Origin of the sequence: Chroococcidiopsis sp. SAG 2025 (assembly GCF_032860985.1) — a bacterium.
In the GTDB taxonomy this organism is placed as follows: Bacteria; Cyanobacteriota; Cyanobacteriia; order Cyanobacteriales; family Chroococcidiopsidaceae; genus Chroococcidiopsis.
The window spans coordinates 712484-728332 of the sequence record NZ_JAOCNC010000001.1 but is presented as its reverse complement, the minus strand read 5'-3'; the positions used below and the strand labels follow the sequence as shown (position 1 = coordinate 728332).

Annotated in this window: 17 protein-coding genes; 10 read left to right on the top strand and 7 right to left on the bottom strand. The window is 44.8% G+C overall.

The annotated features are described in order from the left end of the window. The first annotated feature begins 69 nt into the window (after positions 1 to 69). From rseP to rpsN, 3 genes are all read left to right on the top strand, one after another. A complete protein-coding gene (gene rseP, locus N4J56_RS03560; protein WP_317105180.1) occupies positions 70 to 1161 on the top strand; it encodes an RIP metalloprotease RseP in 1092 nt (363 codons plus the stop codon). Then, complete coding sequence (nth, locus tag N4J56_RS03555) at positions 1158 to 1817, top strand: endonuclease III (protein WP_317105179.1); 660 nt, start codon at positions 1158 to 1160, stop codon at positions 1815 to 1817. The genes rseP and nth overlap by 4 nt, the downstream gene beginning before the upstream one ends. A 250-nt stretch (positions 1818 to 2067) precedes the next feature. After that, complete coding sequence (gene rpsN, locus N4J56_RS03550) at positions 2068 to 2370, top strand: 30S ribosomal protein S14 (RefSeq protein WP_015153568.1); 303 nt, start codon at positions 2068 to 2070, stop codon at positions 2368 to 2370. Positions 2371 to 2380: 10 nt separating this feature from the next. On the opposite strand, the gene N4J56_RS03545 is transcribed toward rpsN, so the two are convergent. Further along, complete coding sequence (locus N4J56_RS03545) at positions 2381 to 2710, bottom strand: hypothetical protein (protein ID WP_015153567.1); 330 nt, start codon at positions 2708 to 2710, stop codon at positions 2381 to 2383. Between the two features lie 177 nt (positions 2711 to 2887). On the opposite strand from N4J56_RS03545, the gene aat reads away from it, so the two are divergent. Then, the gene (aat, locus tag N4J56_RS03540) at positions 2888 to 3469 is read left to right on the top strand and encodes a leucyl/phenylalanyl-tRNA--protein transferase (protein ID WP_317105178.1); all 582 of its coding nucleotides are present in this window, start codon (positions 2888 to 2890) and stop codon (positions 3467 to 3469) included. A 256-nt stretch (positions 3470 to 3725) separates the two neighbouring features. Further along, positions 3726 to 3971, top strand: coding sequence for a ChaB family protein (locus tag N4J56_RS03535; protein ID WP_317105177.1), 246 nt, complete (start codon positions 3726 to 3728; stop codon positions 3969 to 3971). A gap of 156 nt (positions 3972 to 4127) precedes the next feature. Here N4J56_RS03535 and N4J56_RS03530 read toward each other — a convergent pair whose 3' ends face one another. Then, entirely contained in the window at positions 4128 to 4853 is a 726-nt protein-coding gene (locus N4J56_RS03530) for a Crp/Fnr family transcriptional regulator (RefSeq protein ID WP_317105176.1), read from the bottom strand. Positions 4854 to 5373: 520 nt separating this feature from the next. On the opposite strand from N4J56_RS03530, the gene N4J56_RS03525 reads away from it, so the two are divergent. Both N4J56_RS03525 and N4J56_RS03520 read left to right on the top strand, forming a co-directional pair. Next, on the top strand, positions 5374 to 6102 hold the full coding sequence (locus N4J56_RS03525; RefSeq protein WP_317105175.1) for a Crp/Fnr family transcriptional regulator: 729 nt from the start codon (positions 5374 to 5376) through the stop codon (positions 6100 to 6102). Between the two features lie 339 nt (positions 6103 to 6441). Then, on the top strand, positions 6442 to 7464 hold the full coding sequence (locus N4J56_RS03520) for a hypothetical protein (RefSeq protein ID WP_317105174.1): 1023 nt from the start codon (positions 6442 to 6444) through the stop codon (positions 7462 to 7464). 86 nt (positions 7465 to 7550) lie between these two features. Here the strand turns inward: N4J56_RS03520 and N4J56_RS03515 are convergent, their stop codons facing one another. From N4J56_RS03515 to N4J56_RS03500, 4 genes are all read right to left on the bottom strand, one after another. Continuing rightward, positions 7551 to 8078 carry a hypothetical protein gene (locus tag N4J56_RS03515; protein WP_317105173.1) on the bottom strand — a complete coding sequence of 176 codons (528 nt, stop codon included), beginning with the start codon at positions 8076 to 8078 and terminating at the stop codon, positions 7551 to 7553. Positions 8079 to 8157: 79 nt separating this feature from the next. Next, positions 8158 to 8586, bottom strand: coding sequence for a hypothetical protein (locus N4J56_RS03510; RefSeq protein WP_039716041.1), 429 nt, complete (start codon positions 8584 to 8586; stop codon positions 8158 to 8160). A 120-nt stretch (positions 8587 to 8706) separates the two neighbouring features. Further along, positions 8707 to 8886, bottom strand: coding sequence for a CsbD family protein (locus tag N4J56_RS03505; protein WP_317105172.1), 180 nt, complete (start codon positions 8884 to 8886; stop codon positions 8707 to 8709). Positions 8887 to 9307: 421 nt separating this feature from the next. Further along, complete coding sequence (locus N4J56_RS03500) at positions 9308 to 9838, bottom strand: hypothetical protein (protein WP_317105171.1); 531 nt, start codon at positions 9836 to 9838, stop codon at positions 9308 to 9310. A 346-nt stretch (positions 9839 to 10184) separates the two neighbouring features. On the opposite strand from N4J56_RS03500, the gene uvrB reads away from it, so the two are divergent. The 3 genes from uvrB (at position 10185) to lpxD (ending at position 14777) form a co-directional block, all read left to right on the top strand. Then, positions 10185 to 12182, top strand: a complete 1998-nt coding sequence (gene uvrB, locus N4J56_RS03495) for an excinuclease ABC subunit UvrB (RefSeq protein ID WP_317105170.1) — start codon at positions 10185 to 10187, stop codon at positions 12180 to 12182. A gap of 101 nt (positions 12183 to 12283) precedes the next feature. Further along, positions 12284 to 13687 carry an NAD(P)/FAD-dependent oxidoreductase gene (locus N4J56_RS03490; RefSeq protein ID WP_317105169.1) on the top strand — a complete coding sequence of 468 codons (1404 nt, stop codon included), beginning with the start codon at positions 12284 to 12286 and terminating at the stop codon, positions 13685 to 13687. Between the two features lie 52 nt (positions 13688 to 13739). Further along, positions 13740 to 14777: a UDP-3-O-(3-hydroxymyristoyl)glucosamine N-acyltransferase gene (lpxD, locus tag N4J56_RS03485; RefSeq protein ID WP_317105168.1), complete on the top strand. Its 1038-nt coding sequence runs from the start codon at positions 13740 to 13742 to the stop codon at positions 14775 to 14777. A gap of 83 nt (positions 14778 to 14860) precedes the next feature. Here the strand turns inward: lpxD and N4J56_RS03480 are convergent, their stop codons facing one another. Beyond that, the gene (locus tag N4J56_RS03480; RefSeq protein WP_317105167.1) at positions 14861 to 15667 is read right to left on the bottom strand and encodes an SDR family oxidoreductase; all 807 of its coding nucleotides are present in this window, start codon (positions 15665 to 15667) and stop codon (positions 14861 to 14863) included. Positions 15668 to 15849: the final 182 nt, after the last annotated feature.

The following is a 15849-nucleotide window of genomic DNA, read 5'->3' as shown; positions in this document are numbered from 1 at the left end:
TCCCTGCTCCCTGCTCCCTAATCAGTAGAATGAAGAAATATGTAGCTAAATTTATCGAGAATTGATTCTATGTCAGTTTTGGCAGCGATCGCAGTCTTAGCCGTTTTAATTTTGGTACACGAGCTAGGACACTTTATAGCCGCACGGTCACAGGGCATTCATGTCAATCGTTTTTCCTTGGGCTTTGGACCGATTTTGTGGAAATATCAGGGACCGGAAACCGAATACGCGGTTCGTGCTTTTCCCTTGGGTGGTTTCGTGGGATTTCCTGACGACGATCCCGATAGTACGATTCCGCCTAATGACCCCAATCTTTTACGCAATCGCCCGATTCTCGATCGCGCAATTGTCATTAGCGCTGGGGTAATTGCCAACTTAATTTTTGCCTACTTGCTTTTAGTGACTCAAGTAGGAACTGTAGGCGTGCAAAAATTCGTCCCCGAACCTGGGGTACTCGTCCCTGTGGTGGCTACAGATGTGAGTTCTGTGGCTGCTAAGGCTGGCATTCAACCAGGAGATGTAATTTTAGCGATCGAGGGAAAGCGATTAGAGGCTGTTCCCGGGACTTTGGAATACGTCAAGCAGACGATCGCAACGCACCCCAACCAACCTTTAGAACTACAACTTCAACGGGGCGATCGAACTCTAGATTTAACTATTACGCCAGAACGCAGCCCTGAAGGTCAAGGACGGATCGGCGTTCAACTCAACCCCAACGGTAAACTAGAAACTCGCCGTGCTGCAAATATTGTGCAAGCTTTCAACCTGGGAGCAAACGAATTCCAAAAAATTGTCGTTCTCACGGGTCAGGGATTCGTCCAACTGATTAGTAACTTCAGCCAAACTGCCAACCAAGTTGCAGGACCAGTCAAAATTGTAGAATTTGGCGCAAATATTGCCCAATCGAATCCAGCTAATTTACTTCAATTTGCCGCTTTAATCAGCATCAACCTTGCTATCATCAACATCTTGCCTCTACCAGCTCTAGATGGTGGTCAATTGGCATTCTTATTTGTGGAAGGACTGCGTGGTAAGCCCCTACCGACTCGTATTCAAGACGGCGTAATGCAAACAGGGCTAATGCTATTGTTAGGATTGGGAATTTTCCTGATCGTGCGCGATACTGCTAACCTACCTTGGGTGCAAAAGTTCTTTCAGTGAACATAACTCGGAAGTGGGCATCGAAAAAACAACGGGCATTGGAAATTCTAGTGCGCCTGAAGCGGCTGTACCCCAATGCCCCTTGTACGCTCAATTATGCAACGCCTGTTCAGCTTCTGGTTGCAACTATACTTTCAGCTCAGTGTACGGACGAGCGCGTGAACTTAGTCACGCCTGCTTTATTCGGGCAGTTTCCCGATGCTGAAGCACTAGCTAAGGCGGAACCAGTTGAGATTGAAAATCTCATCCGTTCGACAGGGTTCTATCGCAACAAAGCTAAGAACATTCAAGCCGCCTGCCGGATCTTGGTAGCAGAATATGGAGGAAAAGTCCCTCCCAGCATGGAACAGCTCCTACGCTTGCCAGGAGTGGCGCGAAAAACGGCAAATGTGGTGCTGGCTCATGCCTTTGGAATTAATGCTGGAGTCACGGTAGATACCCACGTCAAACGCTTGAGCTATCGTTTAGGATTGACGAAAAATACAGATCCCATTCACATCGAGCGCGATTTGATTCGGTTGCTCCCCTCAGATGACTGGGAAAACTTTTCAATTCGGATTATTTATCACGGACGAGCTATTTGCAAAGCACGCAATCCTACATGTCAGGCATGTTTGCTCTCCGATTTGTGTCCCTCGGCTAATGTAAGGGAGTAGGGAGTAGGAGTAGGGGACAAGGGGGACAAGGGGGACAAGGGGGACAAGGGAGAGAAGAGAGCTGAGGGAGCTGAGGGAGCAACTCAAAATTCACGCATTCAAAATTCAAAATTTCCCTACACCCCACACCCCACACCCGCATCGATCGCACAACTCTCTTTCCCTCGCTCCTCACTCCTCACTCCTCACTCCTTCCTAATGAGATACAATGGAAAACGGTGTCTTTAGGGAACAATAGCTTTCAGCATTTATGGCTAAAAAGAGCATGATCGAGCGCGAAAAAAAGCGCCAAAAGATAGTTGCAAAGTATGCTGACAAACGTGAAGCATTACTTGAGGATTTTCACAATGCCGAATCTCAAGTCGAGAAACTAGAAATCCATCGGCAAATTCAACGCTTACCCCGCAGTAGCTCTCGCACCCGCCTCCACAATCGTTGCTGGGTTACGGGTCGTCCTAGAGGGTATTACAGAGACTTTGGGCTGTCTCGGAACGTGTTGAGAGAGTGGGCGCACGAAGGGCTATTACCAGGGGTCGTTAAGTCGAGCTGGTAAGTTTTATTATTTATTGACCGCAACAGCGATCGATGCCCAAGCTATCTAGGAGCAGATCGCTGACTGCATTAGCAACAGCGAATTCGCTGTAAAAGCTTTTAGAAAAATCAAATTCTTGCATTTCTGTGACGATCGCGATCGCGAGTGAACCTAGATCGTTTTCTCCCTCCATTCGCTGCCGGACGAATATTTGAGCAGCGCGACGAGATATTTGTTGATTAGCTGGCTCTGGCAGAAATTCTGTATCGAGCCATTGTTGCAGGGCTGCTCGCAACCATTCCCCCTCTTGTAGAGGATCTTTAGCTGGTGGCAATGTGACTGGCGGAATTGGTTCAGCCATAACTAGGGGTTAGGAGCTAGGGGCTGGGGGCTAGGGTAAGAGAATTTAGTATATTATTCTATATTTTCGGTTCAGAATCAAAAGTATCAGTTATCAGTTATTAGTGAAAGCGTGGCTAGTGGCTGGACTCAATTCTTGTCACTAGCTACGCTTTCACTAGCCACTCACCAATGACCAATGACCAAATATGATGTGTCTGCAATTGTAGAGGGATATGCCCAGGGCTATTTCCTGATGGCTGACGAAACAGGTGACAATTTGAGTTGGTATTCTTGCGGCGATCGCGCTTTCATTCCCTTGGATGAAAGATTTCATTATCCTAAGTCTTTACAGCGAGTTTTAAACTCTAACCGTTTTACTGTTGCCATTAACCGCGATTTCAAAGCTGTGGTAGCTGGATGTGCTAACCGCCAAACAACTTGGATTTCCTCTCAATTAAAAGAAATTTACTGGTTGCTCTATCAATCTGGTTATGCTTATAGTTTTGAAACTTGGCAAGGAGATGAATTAGCAGGAGGAATCTTAGGAATTGCGATTGGAGGTGCTTTTATCGGTGAGTCAATGTTTTATCACATCCCCGAAGCTTCTAAAGTCGCAATGGTGAGGTTAGTCGAAAGATTGCGCGATCGCCACTTTGTTTTCTTCGACGCTCAAATGATGAACCCTCACCTAGCAAGATTTGGGGCTTACACAGTCAGCGAGAAAGAATATCGTTCTTTACTCCGTCTCGCCTGGAAAAGCTCTTGCTCGTTTGCTTAGCTTTATAGTGACAAAAGTAATTGTTCGCTCGTTTTTTGACTTCTGACTTCTGATTTCTGATTGCTGAATTATCATACTAGCTCCCTCTATCTCACGAAAGAAATATCGAAAAATTACTTCTAGATAATTAGTGCGGTAATTTAGAATACTCGATTGAAAAAACTACCTGCTGTTGTATTTATGCTTGTGGAAAGAGGAAGCCTCTCTATTTCCTATCTAGGATTGAACTAATAATGAAAGTAAGGGGAAATAGATCGTGGCTTACAACAATGTAGAAGAATTACCAGCAGAAATTACAGAAAAGTTACCCCAACACGGACAGCAGATCTTTTTAGCCGCATTTAATGCCGCACAGTCAGATGGGATGAGTGAAGACGCTGCAATGAATGTTGCTTGGAACAGCGTTAGCCAAGAATACGAGCAAGGGGAAGATGGTAAGTGGCATCAGAAACCAGAAGATACCGCAGTACACGATAAGTCTACCGTATCTGGTGGCAATTAGTAGATAGTTTTAACAGCCGGTACTCAGACGCAGCGATCGCAAAACTATCTAACATGAGCTGGCAGGAATTTAAACAAAACTAAGGTTAAGAAAACCCGCTTGTGCGGGTTTCTTCTGTTTTTTAATTGCTTAAGATTAAATTGCAACCGCGAACCGTCAACTAAACAAGCGATCGCGTTCTGCTCGGAGCAAACTGTAACACTCGCAGGCTGTCGCCTCTAAACCTTGGCGATCGCAAATTGTCATCTTACCGCGATTATATTGAAGTAACCCGATTTTTTGCAGTTTTAATGCCACCTCTGTCACGCTAGCGCGACGCACGCAAAGCATTTGAGCTAAAAACTCTTGGGTCATTTCAAATTTATTGTCCCTGGCACTATCGTGCATCATCAGCAACCAGCGACAGCATCGTTGTTCAACGGTGTGGCGGCTGTTACAGCCAGATGTTTGAGCAATTTGGATTAGAAGGAGATTGATATACCGTTGTATCCAGAGCGATAGAGTATCAACTTGAGCGATCGCTTGCTTGAAGACATCTGCTCTCAGCCGTATTGCTTCCCCGGGAATTTGGACGACTGCCCTAAAGCTGGATATGTCTGTTCCCAAAAATAAGGGAATCCCTGCCATGCCATCGTTACCTACCACACCGACCTCTACTGCTGTACCGTCTGTCATGACAGTTAAGAGGGAAACCAAACAACTAGTTGGAAAATAGACATAAGGTATTCGCTCTTGTGGCTGAAACAAAACCTGTTTGAATGCCAAAGAAACAATTTCGAGATGAGATTGGAGGCTGCAATAGGCTTCTTGAGATAAAGCAGATAGTAAGCGATTGTTTAGATCCTTTTGATTAACTTTTCGATCGAATTCAGACCCACTCATTGGCAGATGTCCCTAGCCATTTGTTTTTTATAAGGAAAAGGTATGGCACAGGACAGGGCAGTGTTTTTGCTAATTATATTTCTCACCAAGAAGTAAATCTTAACTCCTGCTTAAGAATACCTACAAAATCAGTATAACAAGCCATGTATGTACGGTATCGTACTTTGGTTTTTGCCAGCTTTGTGTACGATTTTGAAGTGAAAAGCTGAGCTATGCCTGTCACCTCGATTGCATGAAGTCAAAATATTATCGATTTATCGCTCCAATCCGGTACCAGATCTTCATTCTTCATATTCGATATTGGCTGCTGTGTCAATGCTATTGCTTGGTAGAAGCAAGCTAGTAGTAAATAGCTCAACTATTTGATTTTCCCCTCATTTTCATCTTCCTACAACGCTCGATAGGTGGCAGTGCCGACATCCTCGGAACTAACGCTGGAGTGATGTCAAAAGTTGTCTTGCGTTATTGAAGCAAGTTTATCCTCAAATATTTTCATTTATCTCGATGGAGGAAGCTTTACGTGTCGGATTCTGAAGCTAACGAGCTTTATCGAAAAAATCACTTGCTGGCTGCTTTGCCAACGGAGGAATACCAGCGCCTACTGCCTCACTTAGAAGTTGTCTGCTTACCTCATCGGCAGATTTTGCATCAAATTAACGAGATAATCGAATACATTTATTTGCCCACTCAAGCATTAGTCTCAATGGTATCGCTGATGGAGGACGGAGCGACATTAGAGGTAGGTGTGATAGGAAGAGATGGCATAGTAGGTTTACCAGTCTGCTGGGGAGGTGGCAGCGCCACAACTCAGGCGATTGTCCAGATTCCAGGCAGTGCTATAAGGATTGCAGCCGATCGCTTCAAAGCCGAGTTCGAGTCTCACGAAGCGCTCTATCATTTGATACTACTTTATACCCAAGCTTTGTTTACTCAAGTTGTTCAAACAGCTGCCTGCAACCGTCGCCATACCGTGGAGCAGCAACTAGCACGGTGGTTGTTATCAATCGAAGATCGAATTGAGTCCGAACAGTTGTTGCTCACTCAGGAATTTATCGCTCAAATGTTGGGTATCCGTCGTTCTGGAGTGACTGTAGCGGCTACAGCTTTACAACAAGCAGGAATGATTCGCTATTCCCGTGGCAAAATTGCTATTACTAATCGCCATCTGCTGCAATCTACTGCCTGTGAGTGTTACAAAGTCGTCAAAAATGAGTTCGATCGCTTAATTCGTTTAGCACACAATGCCTAACACGCAATGCTAATTAAGTTGCCGCTTCATTGACTGTGGAGATTTTTCGAGTTTACGTCCGCTACCGTACAGTCACTTTTGACCTCAATAGATATACTACTTTAAGCATATCTCTTCTCATAACTGTCAACTCTGAACAATTCAGAGTTTGTTTATTGCTTAGTTGCATTCCTTCTAATGTCAACTAGCTTAACAGCAAAGTTTAACCAACACAAACGCTCCGATCGGAAGAATTCCGACAGATCGAGTTTACTTGTCTCTCAAAAATTGTCATAGTCGAGCGCAACGCCGTTTAACTTGACTAAGCTGCATCTACCATTTTGACTTATGAGTTTTCTTATGACCTCAGGAAACGAGCGCGACATCCAAAATCAGAAAGTTGCTAAGCTTTGGGGTAGTAGTTGGCAAAAACTCAGTCCTAAGCAGCGACAGTTAGTTGGAGACATCATGCAAGATGTCAAGATCGTGTCTATTGGCGATCCTCTGGAAGTAGAAGTTAGTAAAATGCCACCTCCAGAGTTTGCAAACGTCACGCCAAGCGATCGCTCTACTTACTTTAGCGAGCATAGTTCTCCCGAGCCTCATTCCAATAATGTTTTCGCAATTACATGGCAATCAGTTCTAGAGAAAACTACAGATGCTTTGGTAGAACAACAAAAAGATTTGAAGCAGCTTCAGTTTATCTTCCAAGAATTAGATTATCAACAAATTACAAACAATACTATTAGTGATATTAGCGCGATTGTCAGACAGCCAGCAGATTTAGAGGCGATCGCAACGCTTGAAAACCAAATCGAGCTGCTCAAAGAACTACTCGATAACTATTTTCTTCAATCGTTTTCATCGGTAGCAAATTGCTGTGAAATATCTCTCCCTAGCGATTTAGATGATGCGCTTAAAGATTTAGTTCAACAAGCACAAAGTTTAGGCTTACTAGGATTGGGAGCTTTTACACTCGCAGCAAATTTACATCTATTGCTTTTACACGAAAAGGTGAAATTTTTACCCCAAAAGCGGCAGAATCTCAACTGTATTCTCAATAATTATATAGCTTATGCCAAAAGTACAATACCTCTGGTATTCAGACTAACTGTAGGTAAAATCGATAAAGCTTGTACGTGTACAAAATATTATTCAAATTTTGATGAGAACCCAGAATATGAATGTCTATATTCTGATGGGAAAGACATGTATATTTTTCGCGATCGCAGCGAACGTGCAGGATATGAGTGTAACAAACACAGATTAAGAATGTTTCATTGTACGGTAGATCGACTGATGCAAATTATAGTTCAACCCCTGCGATCGACAATTAAAGCCTGGGAAAAACTAGCAGTTCAGATGTCGCTTTCACCTATGTAGAGATACGAGTTTTGAATCTGTAGGGGCGTACAGCCGTGCGCCCCTACATGATGTATTGCACTACAATACATCTCTATGCCTAGATGTTATTTCCGATGACTGCCTAGCCACTTAGCCGCAGCAATACCCAACACGGCTGCTACTAGTGGATTGCTAAGGAACTTGATAATAGCTGGTTGTTCCGCCATGACTTCTTGGAAGATGTCTGGATGGTTGTGATATGCATAAGCAGCCAATTTGCTCACATCATCAGCGCTCATGCGATTGGGATTGTGAGTAGAAAGTCCTAACTGCCTTTCTAAATCGCGATCGTGTAGTCCTTTCTTGCTTAAATGCTTGAAGAAAGCACGCGCCACATCATCCCGTTCGTTTGGTTTAATTTGGGCGATCGCTTTTTGCAATTCTGGCTCCATTTGCGCTGGAGGAATGCGCTCGTGCTGTAAAGAATTACCGAACATTTGACGGCGCTGATCGTATGACGATCTTTGAGCGAAATCGTCAAAGTTTTCATACTCTTGTTCTGGATTATTTGAGGGATATGCGTCAAGGTTTTCCGTGTTACCTTGCGCTAGATCGTTCATGATTTCCCTTCTGTATTTGTCGCTGCTAGTCATAACTCCAATCTCCTTTTTCTAAACCGTTCGCTTGGCATCAATCATTAGCAACTTAACAAATGACAAATGACAAATGATACTACTTGTACTGAATCTGATTTGTTTGCACATCGTATTGTGCTGTCAAAATCAGTTTTTTGTCAGGAGCATACATTAGAACTGTCAAGTCCTGGTTAGGGAAGTTTTTATGAAACCCTTGTGCTAAAGATTTCGCTAATGGCTTCACTTCATTCGGACGAACATCTGGGGTGATAACTACGCCTAGCTTATTGTTGTCTCTTACGTATGCGTCCTGAACCAGTCCTTTACCCGTGCGAGTTACCCAAGTCCCAAAATCTTGCCCAACAGGTGTATTTCCACGGGCAATTTGTCCGTAATCTGCGCTGCGGCTAACTGTTGGTACATTTGCATTAGGTTGCCTTGCTTGTACGCTGCTACTACAAGCAACTGTTGTTGTCAGTAAGAAAATTGCTGAAAGAACAATCGCAATTCTACGAAAGTGCTGCATGAAATTCACTTCCGTTTCCTCCCTAAAATTATTGATTTCAATTCTGTTTTTGAAAAAAATGAGGAAGGTAAAATTACACAACCTCTCTTGTTTTTACCTTCCCAATTTTCTAAAATTAGATTAGAGGTTCTTCTTCACTTCATCTTTTACGTCTTCAGCAGCATGACGTGTTTGACCTTCTGCTTGCTTAGCTTTGCCTTCTGCTTTGTCTTCAGGATCGCCTGTAATGTTTCCTAAAGCTTCTTGGGCTTTTCCTTCGATATTTTTACCAGTAGCTTTAGCTCTATCTTCTGCGCTCATGCTATTTCTCCTTTTTCTTTAAATCAGCCTCTAAGTTGAGTGCCAACTTGGGAGAGCTTTTAACTCTACACTGACCAATTTATCTGAAAATAATAGTTTTAGCCTTCTGCCACAAGACTGATTCGAGTTCTCTATAAAAAGAAAGAGAGAAATGATAAGTTAAGTCAAAACTTAAAAGATAAAAGTCAAAAATGTAAATTTTGGAATCGATCGTGCTACTTCATAAGTTATCATTGGTAGTTGCAACTAATAAAAGTTTGATTATGTAGTAATGAGTTGATTAAAAGTCTTATTTTAGTGCTTGAAACTGAAATGTATGGTGGCATTGCCCACCCTACTCTCACCAATTACCAATTACTAACAAAAAACCTAGCTGCATTAAACAACTAGGTTTATAAAGGCACGATTGTATTTTGATTTCTTAATCGATATAACCCATTAAATATGGATAGTTATCGATTTCATTAGAAGCAATTGGACGCATTCCAGAAGATACATAAGTGGTGGAGAAATCGAAGGCATCTTCGGCAATGGGGCGATCGCCCATCAAGGGGATAATGTTGGAGTACTTGAACTCATCTGCCATAATTGGACGCAATCCGGCTGAGTTGATTGTGTCTACAATTTCTAAATGGTTTGCTTCAATCGGGCGAATACCGGAAAGATTTACCGTATCAAATACCTCAAAATCACTAGCCATGATGGGGCGAATCCCATGCATGTTGACTTCTTCTCGCACCACCATACTGCTAGCAGCGATGGGACGCAGTCCTGCCACGTTGACAACGCTACCACCAGCAAGTGGCTTGCCATCGGCAGAGACAGTTATAGCCGAACTTTCAATCTCGCCAGTCACCACTTGGTTTTCAGCCTTGGACTCGGCACTCTTGGCACGCGATCTGCGGCTGGTCGAACCACTACCATTTGTTTTAGCATTGCTGGCATTAGTCATAATCGCAAACCTCTAAGTTTTTATCCAGAAATAGCAAATAGCCAGAGAAATTCCGAGTGCTTTTTATCGGTTAATTACTGCTATCTGAGTTTAACGTTAAAAAGATTATATAGTTATAGGTATCTTAACGGTATAAACATAGAAAAACTTAAATATGTTAAGATATATGAATCTCATTTGTTAGTGGTAGAAGGTAAGAGGCAAGGGGTAAAAGGTAAGAATTTCATCGTGAATTGAATTTACCCCACACCCCACAACGCCAGTTGCTTTAACGGAGGGCGACGAAGTCCGCGATAGCGCCACCTCCGCAACGCACTGGCTCCCCCACACCCCACACCCCTTCTTTATGATGCAATTTAGCCTTCAAGCTCCGTTTGCACCTACAGGCGATCAACCGCAGGCGATCGCTCAACTTGTAAAGTCCATTCAAGCCGGACATCGTTACCAAACTTTACTTGGAGCTACGGGAACGGGTAAGACGTTTACAATGGCTGCGGTTATTGAAAAGATTGGCAAGCCAACACTGGTACTCGCTCACAATAAAACCCTTGCTGCCCAACTTTGTAACGAGTTGCGAGAGTTTTTCCCAAACAATGCGGTAGAGTACTTTGTCAGTTACTACGATTACTACCAACCAGAAGCCTACATCCCCGTTACCGATACATTTATTGAAAAAAGTGCTTCGATCAACGACGAGATCGATATGCTGCGCCACTCCGCCACGCGATCGCTGTTTGAACGGCGTGACGCGATCGTCGTTGCTTCTATCAGTTGTATTTATGGCTTGGGAATGCCAGCCGAATACCTCCGTGCCTCGATTCCCTTACAAGTGGGAATGGAAGTGAATCAGCGGGAAATTTTACGCAGCTTAGCATCCGTACAGTACAACCGCAACGATGTAGAAATGGGGCGGGGAAAATTCCGCGTGCGGGGTGACGTATTAGAAATTGGACCAGCTTACGAAGACCGAATCGTCAGAGTAGAATTCTTCGGGGACGAGATCGACGCAATTCGATATGTCGATCCGGTGACGGGGGAAATCCTTCAGAGTTTGGAAGCGTTGAATATCTATCCAGCGCGACACTTTGTCACTCCAGAAGAACAGTTAGAAGTTGCGCTTGAGGCGATCGCGGCGGAACTAAAACAGCGTAAAGCTGAATTAGAAACAGAGAATAAGTTACTTGAAGCACAACGCATCGACCAGCGGACGCGCTATGACTTAGAAATGTTGCGTGAAGTCGGCTACTGCAATGGCGTAGAAAACTATTCCCGTCACCTAGCGGGAAGACAAGCAGGGGAACCGCCAGAGTGTTTGATCGATTATTTCCCGAACGATTGGCTGTTAGTTGTAGATGAGTCTCACGTTACCGTACCCCAAATTCGGGGGATGTACAACGGCGATCGCGCCCGTAAGTTAGTCTTGATCGATCATGGCTTTCGCCTACCCAGCGCCGCCGATAACCGTCCGTTAAAATCAGAAGAATTTTGGACAAAGGTGAATCAGTGCGTCTTTGTCTCCGCAACTCCTGGTAATTGGGAATTAGAAGTTTCAGAGGGACGAGTAGTAGAACAAGTGATTCGTCCTACAGGTGTAGTCGATCCAGAGATTTTCGTCCGTCCTACCGAAGGACAAATTGACGATCTTTTAGGTGAAATTAAACAGCGGGTGGATCGGCGCGAACGGACGCTGGTAACAACCCTGACAAAGCGAATGGCAGAAGATTTGACAGAATATCTTCAAGACCACGGTATTCGCGTCCGCTACCTTCACTCTGAAATTAATTCGATCGAACGGATCGAGATTTTGCAAGATTTGCGCGAAGGTAGTTTTGATGTTTTGGTAGGAGTGAACTTGTTGCGGGAAGGATTGGACTTACCCGAAGTCTCTTTAGTGGCAATTTTAGACGCAGATAAAGAAGGTTTCTTGCGGGCAGAGCGATCGCTGATTCAAACTATAGGTAGGGCAGCCCGAAACGTGCGGGGACAGGCGATTTTGTACGCCGATAACCTCACGGATAGTATGGCAAAGGCGATCTCAGAAACAGAACGACGACGGGCAATCCAAATCGAATATAACGAAAAGCACGGGATTACGCCCCAGCAGATCGTGAAAAAATCGAGTAACGCGATTTTATCCTTCTTAGCCGTGTCGCGTCGTTTAAACGCCCAAGAATTAGAAACCGTCTACGAACAAGCCAGCGATTTACCCTTAGAACAGATTCCAGAATTGATTACCCAACTGGAAGCACAGATGAAAGAAGCGGCAAAAAATCTAGAATTTGAAGAAGCAGCAAAATATCGCGATCGCATCAAGCATCTGCGGGATAAATTGCTGGGACATTAAATCAGTGGCTAGTGACTAGTGACTAACTAGTGACTAGATAAAGAAGCCAGCTACTAGCCGCCAGCCACTAGCCACTCACCAACTACCAACCACCAACTACCTTGCAATTGAAAGTCATAGTTATCGGCGGTGGGGCGGCAGGTTTTTTTAGCGCGATCGCCTGTGCTGAAAACCATCCCCATACGCAAGTCACTTTACTAGAAGCTGGTCGTCAACCATTGACAAAAGTGCTGATTTCTGGCGGGGGACGCTGTAACGTCACTCATGCTTGTTTCGATCCAGCTGCACTAGTCCAAAATTACCCTAGAGGCGGGAAAGCCTTGCGGGGTGCATTTACGCGGTTTCAAAGTCAAGATACTGTCGATTGGTTTACTCGTCGCGGCGTACAGTTAAAAACTGAAGCAGACGGGCGGATGTTTCCCATCACCGATAATTCCGAAACCATCATCGAATGTTTGATCCATGCAGCTGCAAAAGCAGGCGTAAAGGTGAGAACAAATGCAGCGGTGGCTGCTGTGTCAGTGAGGAGCGAGGAGCGAGGAGCGGGGAGTGAGGGATCTTTAGAAAAAGGAGACAAGGAGACAAGGAGACAAGAGGATAAGGAGGACAAGGGAAAAATAAATACTATTTCTTCTCCCTCTCCCCAAATCTCCTATTATCTTACTTCTTCCCTCACTCCTCACTCCTCACTCCTCACTCCTCGTTCATTTGAAGTCGAACTCAAATCGGGTGAAGTTCTAGAGTGCGATCGCCTGCTATTGGCGACGGGTAGTAATGTGGCGGGTTATCGCATTGCGCGATCGCTAGGACATCAGATCGAGCCGCCAGTTCCGTCGTTGTTTACTTTCAATATTTTGGATAAGAGTTTGCGGGAGTTAGCAGGGGTGAGTATGAACCCCGTGCATCTCCGATTGCTGACGGATAGCAAGACAAAATTAGAACAACCGGGTGCGTTGCTAATTACCCATTGGGGTTTAAGCGGTCCCGCCGTCCTCAAGCTTTCGGCGTGGGGAGCAAGGGCATTGCATGACTGTCATTATCAAGCGAAATTATTGGTTAACTGGTTGCCAGAATTGGATCGGGAAACGCTGCGATCGCAAATTCTCTCCGTCAAAACAGCACAACCAAAAAAGGCGATCTTCTCTTATCGTGGCGTGAATGTGTTGCCGCACCGTCTCTGGCAATATTTAATTGTACGGGCGGGAATTGCGCCAGAAGAACGCTGGGCGGGAATTTCTAATAAGGCGATCGAGCAATTGCTGCGAGAAATTGCTCAAGCCGAGTATCTCATCCAAGGTAAGGGAGTCTTTAAAGAAGAGTTTGTCACCTGCGGCGGAGTCAACTTAAAAGAAGTTGACTTTAAAACCATGCAAAGCCGTCTTGTCCCAGGACTTTACTTTGCTGGCGAAATCCTCGATATTGATGGCGTAACTGGAGGCTTCAACTTTCAAAGTGCCTGGACAACTGCATGGTTGGCTGGACAAGCGATGGGGAGTGAGGAGTAGGGTAGGGACGCAGCTAGCTGTGCGTCCGTATAGGAGTAGGAGGAAAGATAAGATGAGATTTAGCGAAATTGTCAGCAAATTGGGTGAAACTGCTAGCAATAACAGCCTTGCGATGAATGAAAACTGCGATCCTGAAATTACGGGTATAGCCGCAGTCGATCTAGCGACAGCTGAAAATATCAGCTACATCGACGGGGACAAGTTTGCTGCTTATATTCATGAAACTGGCGCTAGTGCCTTGATTTTGCCCCAGGATGAGATTCTCAAAGAACGAGCGCAACAACGGGGAATTGCTTGGATCTCTACATCTCAACCCAGATTAATGTTTGCTCAGACGTTGGCGCTGTTCTATCAACCTTATCGTCCCCAACCAGCGATTCATCCTACTGCTGTGATTCATCCTTCGGTACAGTTGGGTGCGGAAGTGGCAATTGGCGCGCATGTTGTTATTGAGGCTGGTGGAAAAATTGGCGATCGCGTTTGCATTCATCCTAACGCCGTGATTTATCCAGATGTAGAAATTGGCGATCGCACGGTGTTACACGCTAACTGTACGATCCAAGAACGCAGTCAGATCGGCGCTGATTGCACGATCCATAGCGGCGTTGTCATTGGTGCAGAAGGGTTTGGCTTCGTGCCTACGGCAACTGGTTGGTTCAAAATGGAACAGTCTGGCAATGTGGTGCTAGAAGATGGTGTAGAAGTAGGATGTAACAGCACCATCGACCGTCCTGCTGTAGGAGAAACCCGCATCGGTCGCAATACCAAACTCGATAATCTAGTACACATCGGTCACGGTTGCAAAATTGATGCTAACTGTGCGATGGCGGCGCAAGTTGGCTTGGCGGGAGGAGTGGAACTTGGAAATGGCGTGATTCTCGGCGGACAAGTGGGAATTGCCAATGAAGTCAAAATGGGAAATGGGGCGATCGCTTCTGCTAAAACCGGAATTTATCACAACGTTAAACCGAAAGATATTGTTTCTGGTTATCCTGCTGTTCCCCACAAAATATATCTCAAAAACTCGGCTATCTACAAACGATTGCCAGAGATGTACGAATTTTTCAAACAAAAACTGAAAGAAAAATAACTTCAGATTTGTGTACGGGCAGATTTAGCAGATAGATTGACAGCCCTCTCTAGAGATTTTGGCTCAAAACCTGCCCCTACGACCTACCTTTTAAATGTTTGCCGAGACAACCATTGCACGACCCCAGGAAACACATTGTATGCAGCTTGAGCGAAGTTAGCAGAACCAACCACGACTTCAGCCCGTTGGTGTTTAACTCCTTCCCAAATTGCTTTCGCTACATCTTCCGGCTTTTCTACAAAAGGGGTATGTAATATTTCTTCTAACTGTTGTCGGCGCGATTGGGCATCTGCATCATCATGACCTGTAAAAATTGCCCGTTCTGTAAAACTGGTTTTGATGATGTTGGGATAGATGCCGCAGACGTGAATTCCTTTGGGCTTAAGTTCTGAATGCATGGCTGCTGTCATGCCAGCAACGCCGAATTTAGTGGCAGTGTAGGGAGCTAGGTAAGGAATTGGTACTTTACCCCCAATCGAACTGATATTGACGATCGCGCCTTGTCTGCGTGCCAGCATGTGCGGTAAAACGCTGTGGATTGTATGAACGTAGCCGCAGAGGTTGGTATCGATTGTATGATGCCACTCTTCTAGGGAAAAGCTTTCTACCGGACCTGAGACGTATATTCCGGCATTGTTGATCAGGACATCAATCGCGCCATAATGTTCTAGTGCTTTGTCGATCAGATTTTTTACTTGGTCTGGATCTCTAACATCTGTAGGGACTACCAAGGCTTGGCGATCTAGTTTTTGGATGTCCTCCGCTACAACCGCGAGGCGATCTCTATGTCGCGCAGCCAGCACGAGATCGTAACCTTTGCTGGCAAAAAGCAAAGCGGTTGCTTCGCCGATTCCTTGGGATGCGCCTGTAATCAGTGCTATTGGAGCCATACCGAAAGTAAACTATCACTAGTATCTATTAACTTGGCTATTCGTGTTTTATTACCTCCCTCTGTTGGCAGAATTCGTAAGCGAGTCTAGAAAAAGATTTGTATGTCACGCAAAGACGCAAAGACGCGAAGTGTTTTTTGTGGAGCAAGTCTAGTAAAGGAAGCTAAGAAGAGGGTTTGTGT

Coding starts and splice junctions, on each gene's coding strand:
- N4J56_RS03515 (WP_317105173.1), bottom strand. CDS start 8,078: ATGACTAGCAGCGACAAATACAGAAGGGAAATCATGAACGATCTAGCG.
- N4J56_RS03545 (WP_015153567.1), bottom strand. CDS start 2,710: ATGGCTGAACCAATTCCGCCAGTCACATTGCCACCAGCTAAAGATCCT.
- N4J56_RS03505 (WP_317105172.1), bottom strand. CDS start 8,886: ATGAGCGCAGAAGATAGAGCTAAAGCTACTGGTAAAAATATCGAAGGA.
- rseP (WP_317105180.1), top strand. CDS start 70: ATGTCAGTTTTGGCAGCGATCGCAGTCTTAGCCGTTTTAATTTTGGTA.
- aat (WP_317105178.1), top strand. CDS start 2,888: ATGACCAAATATGATGTGTCTGCAATTGTAGAGGGATATGCCCAGGGC.
- lpxD (WP_317105168.1), top strand. CDS start 13,740: ATGAGATTTAGCGAAATTGTCAGCAAATTGGGTGAAACTGCTAGCAAT.
- uvrB (WP_317105170.1), top strand. CDS start 10,185: ATGATGCAATTTAGCCTTCAAGCTCCGTTTGCACCTACAGGCGATCAA.
- N4J56_RS03510 (WP_039716041.1), bottom strand. CDS start 8,586: ATGCAGCACTTTCGTAGAATTGCGATTGTTCTTTCAGCAATTTTCTTA.
- N4J56_RS03530 (WP_317105176.1), bottom strand. CDS start 4,853: ATGAGTGGGTCTGAATTCGATCGAAAAGTTAATCAAAAGGATCTAAAC.
- N4J56_RS03520 (WP_317105174.1), top strand. CDS start 6,442: ATGACCTCAGGAAACGAGCGCGACATCCAAAATCAGAAAGTTGCTAAG.
- N4J56_RS03480 (WP_317105167.1), bottom strand. CDS start 15,667: ATGGCTCCAATAGCACTGATTACAGGCGCATCCCAAGGAATCGGCGAA.
- N4J56_RS03500 (WP_317105171.1), bottom strand. CDS start 9,838: ATGACTAATGCCAGCAATGCTAAAACAAATGGTAGTGGTTCGACCAGC.
- rpsN (WP_015153568.1), top strand. CDS start 2,068: ATGGCTAAAAAGAGCATGATCGAGCGCGAAAAAAAGCGCCAAAAGATA.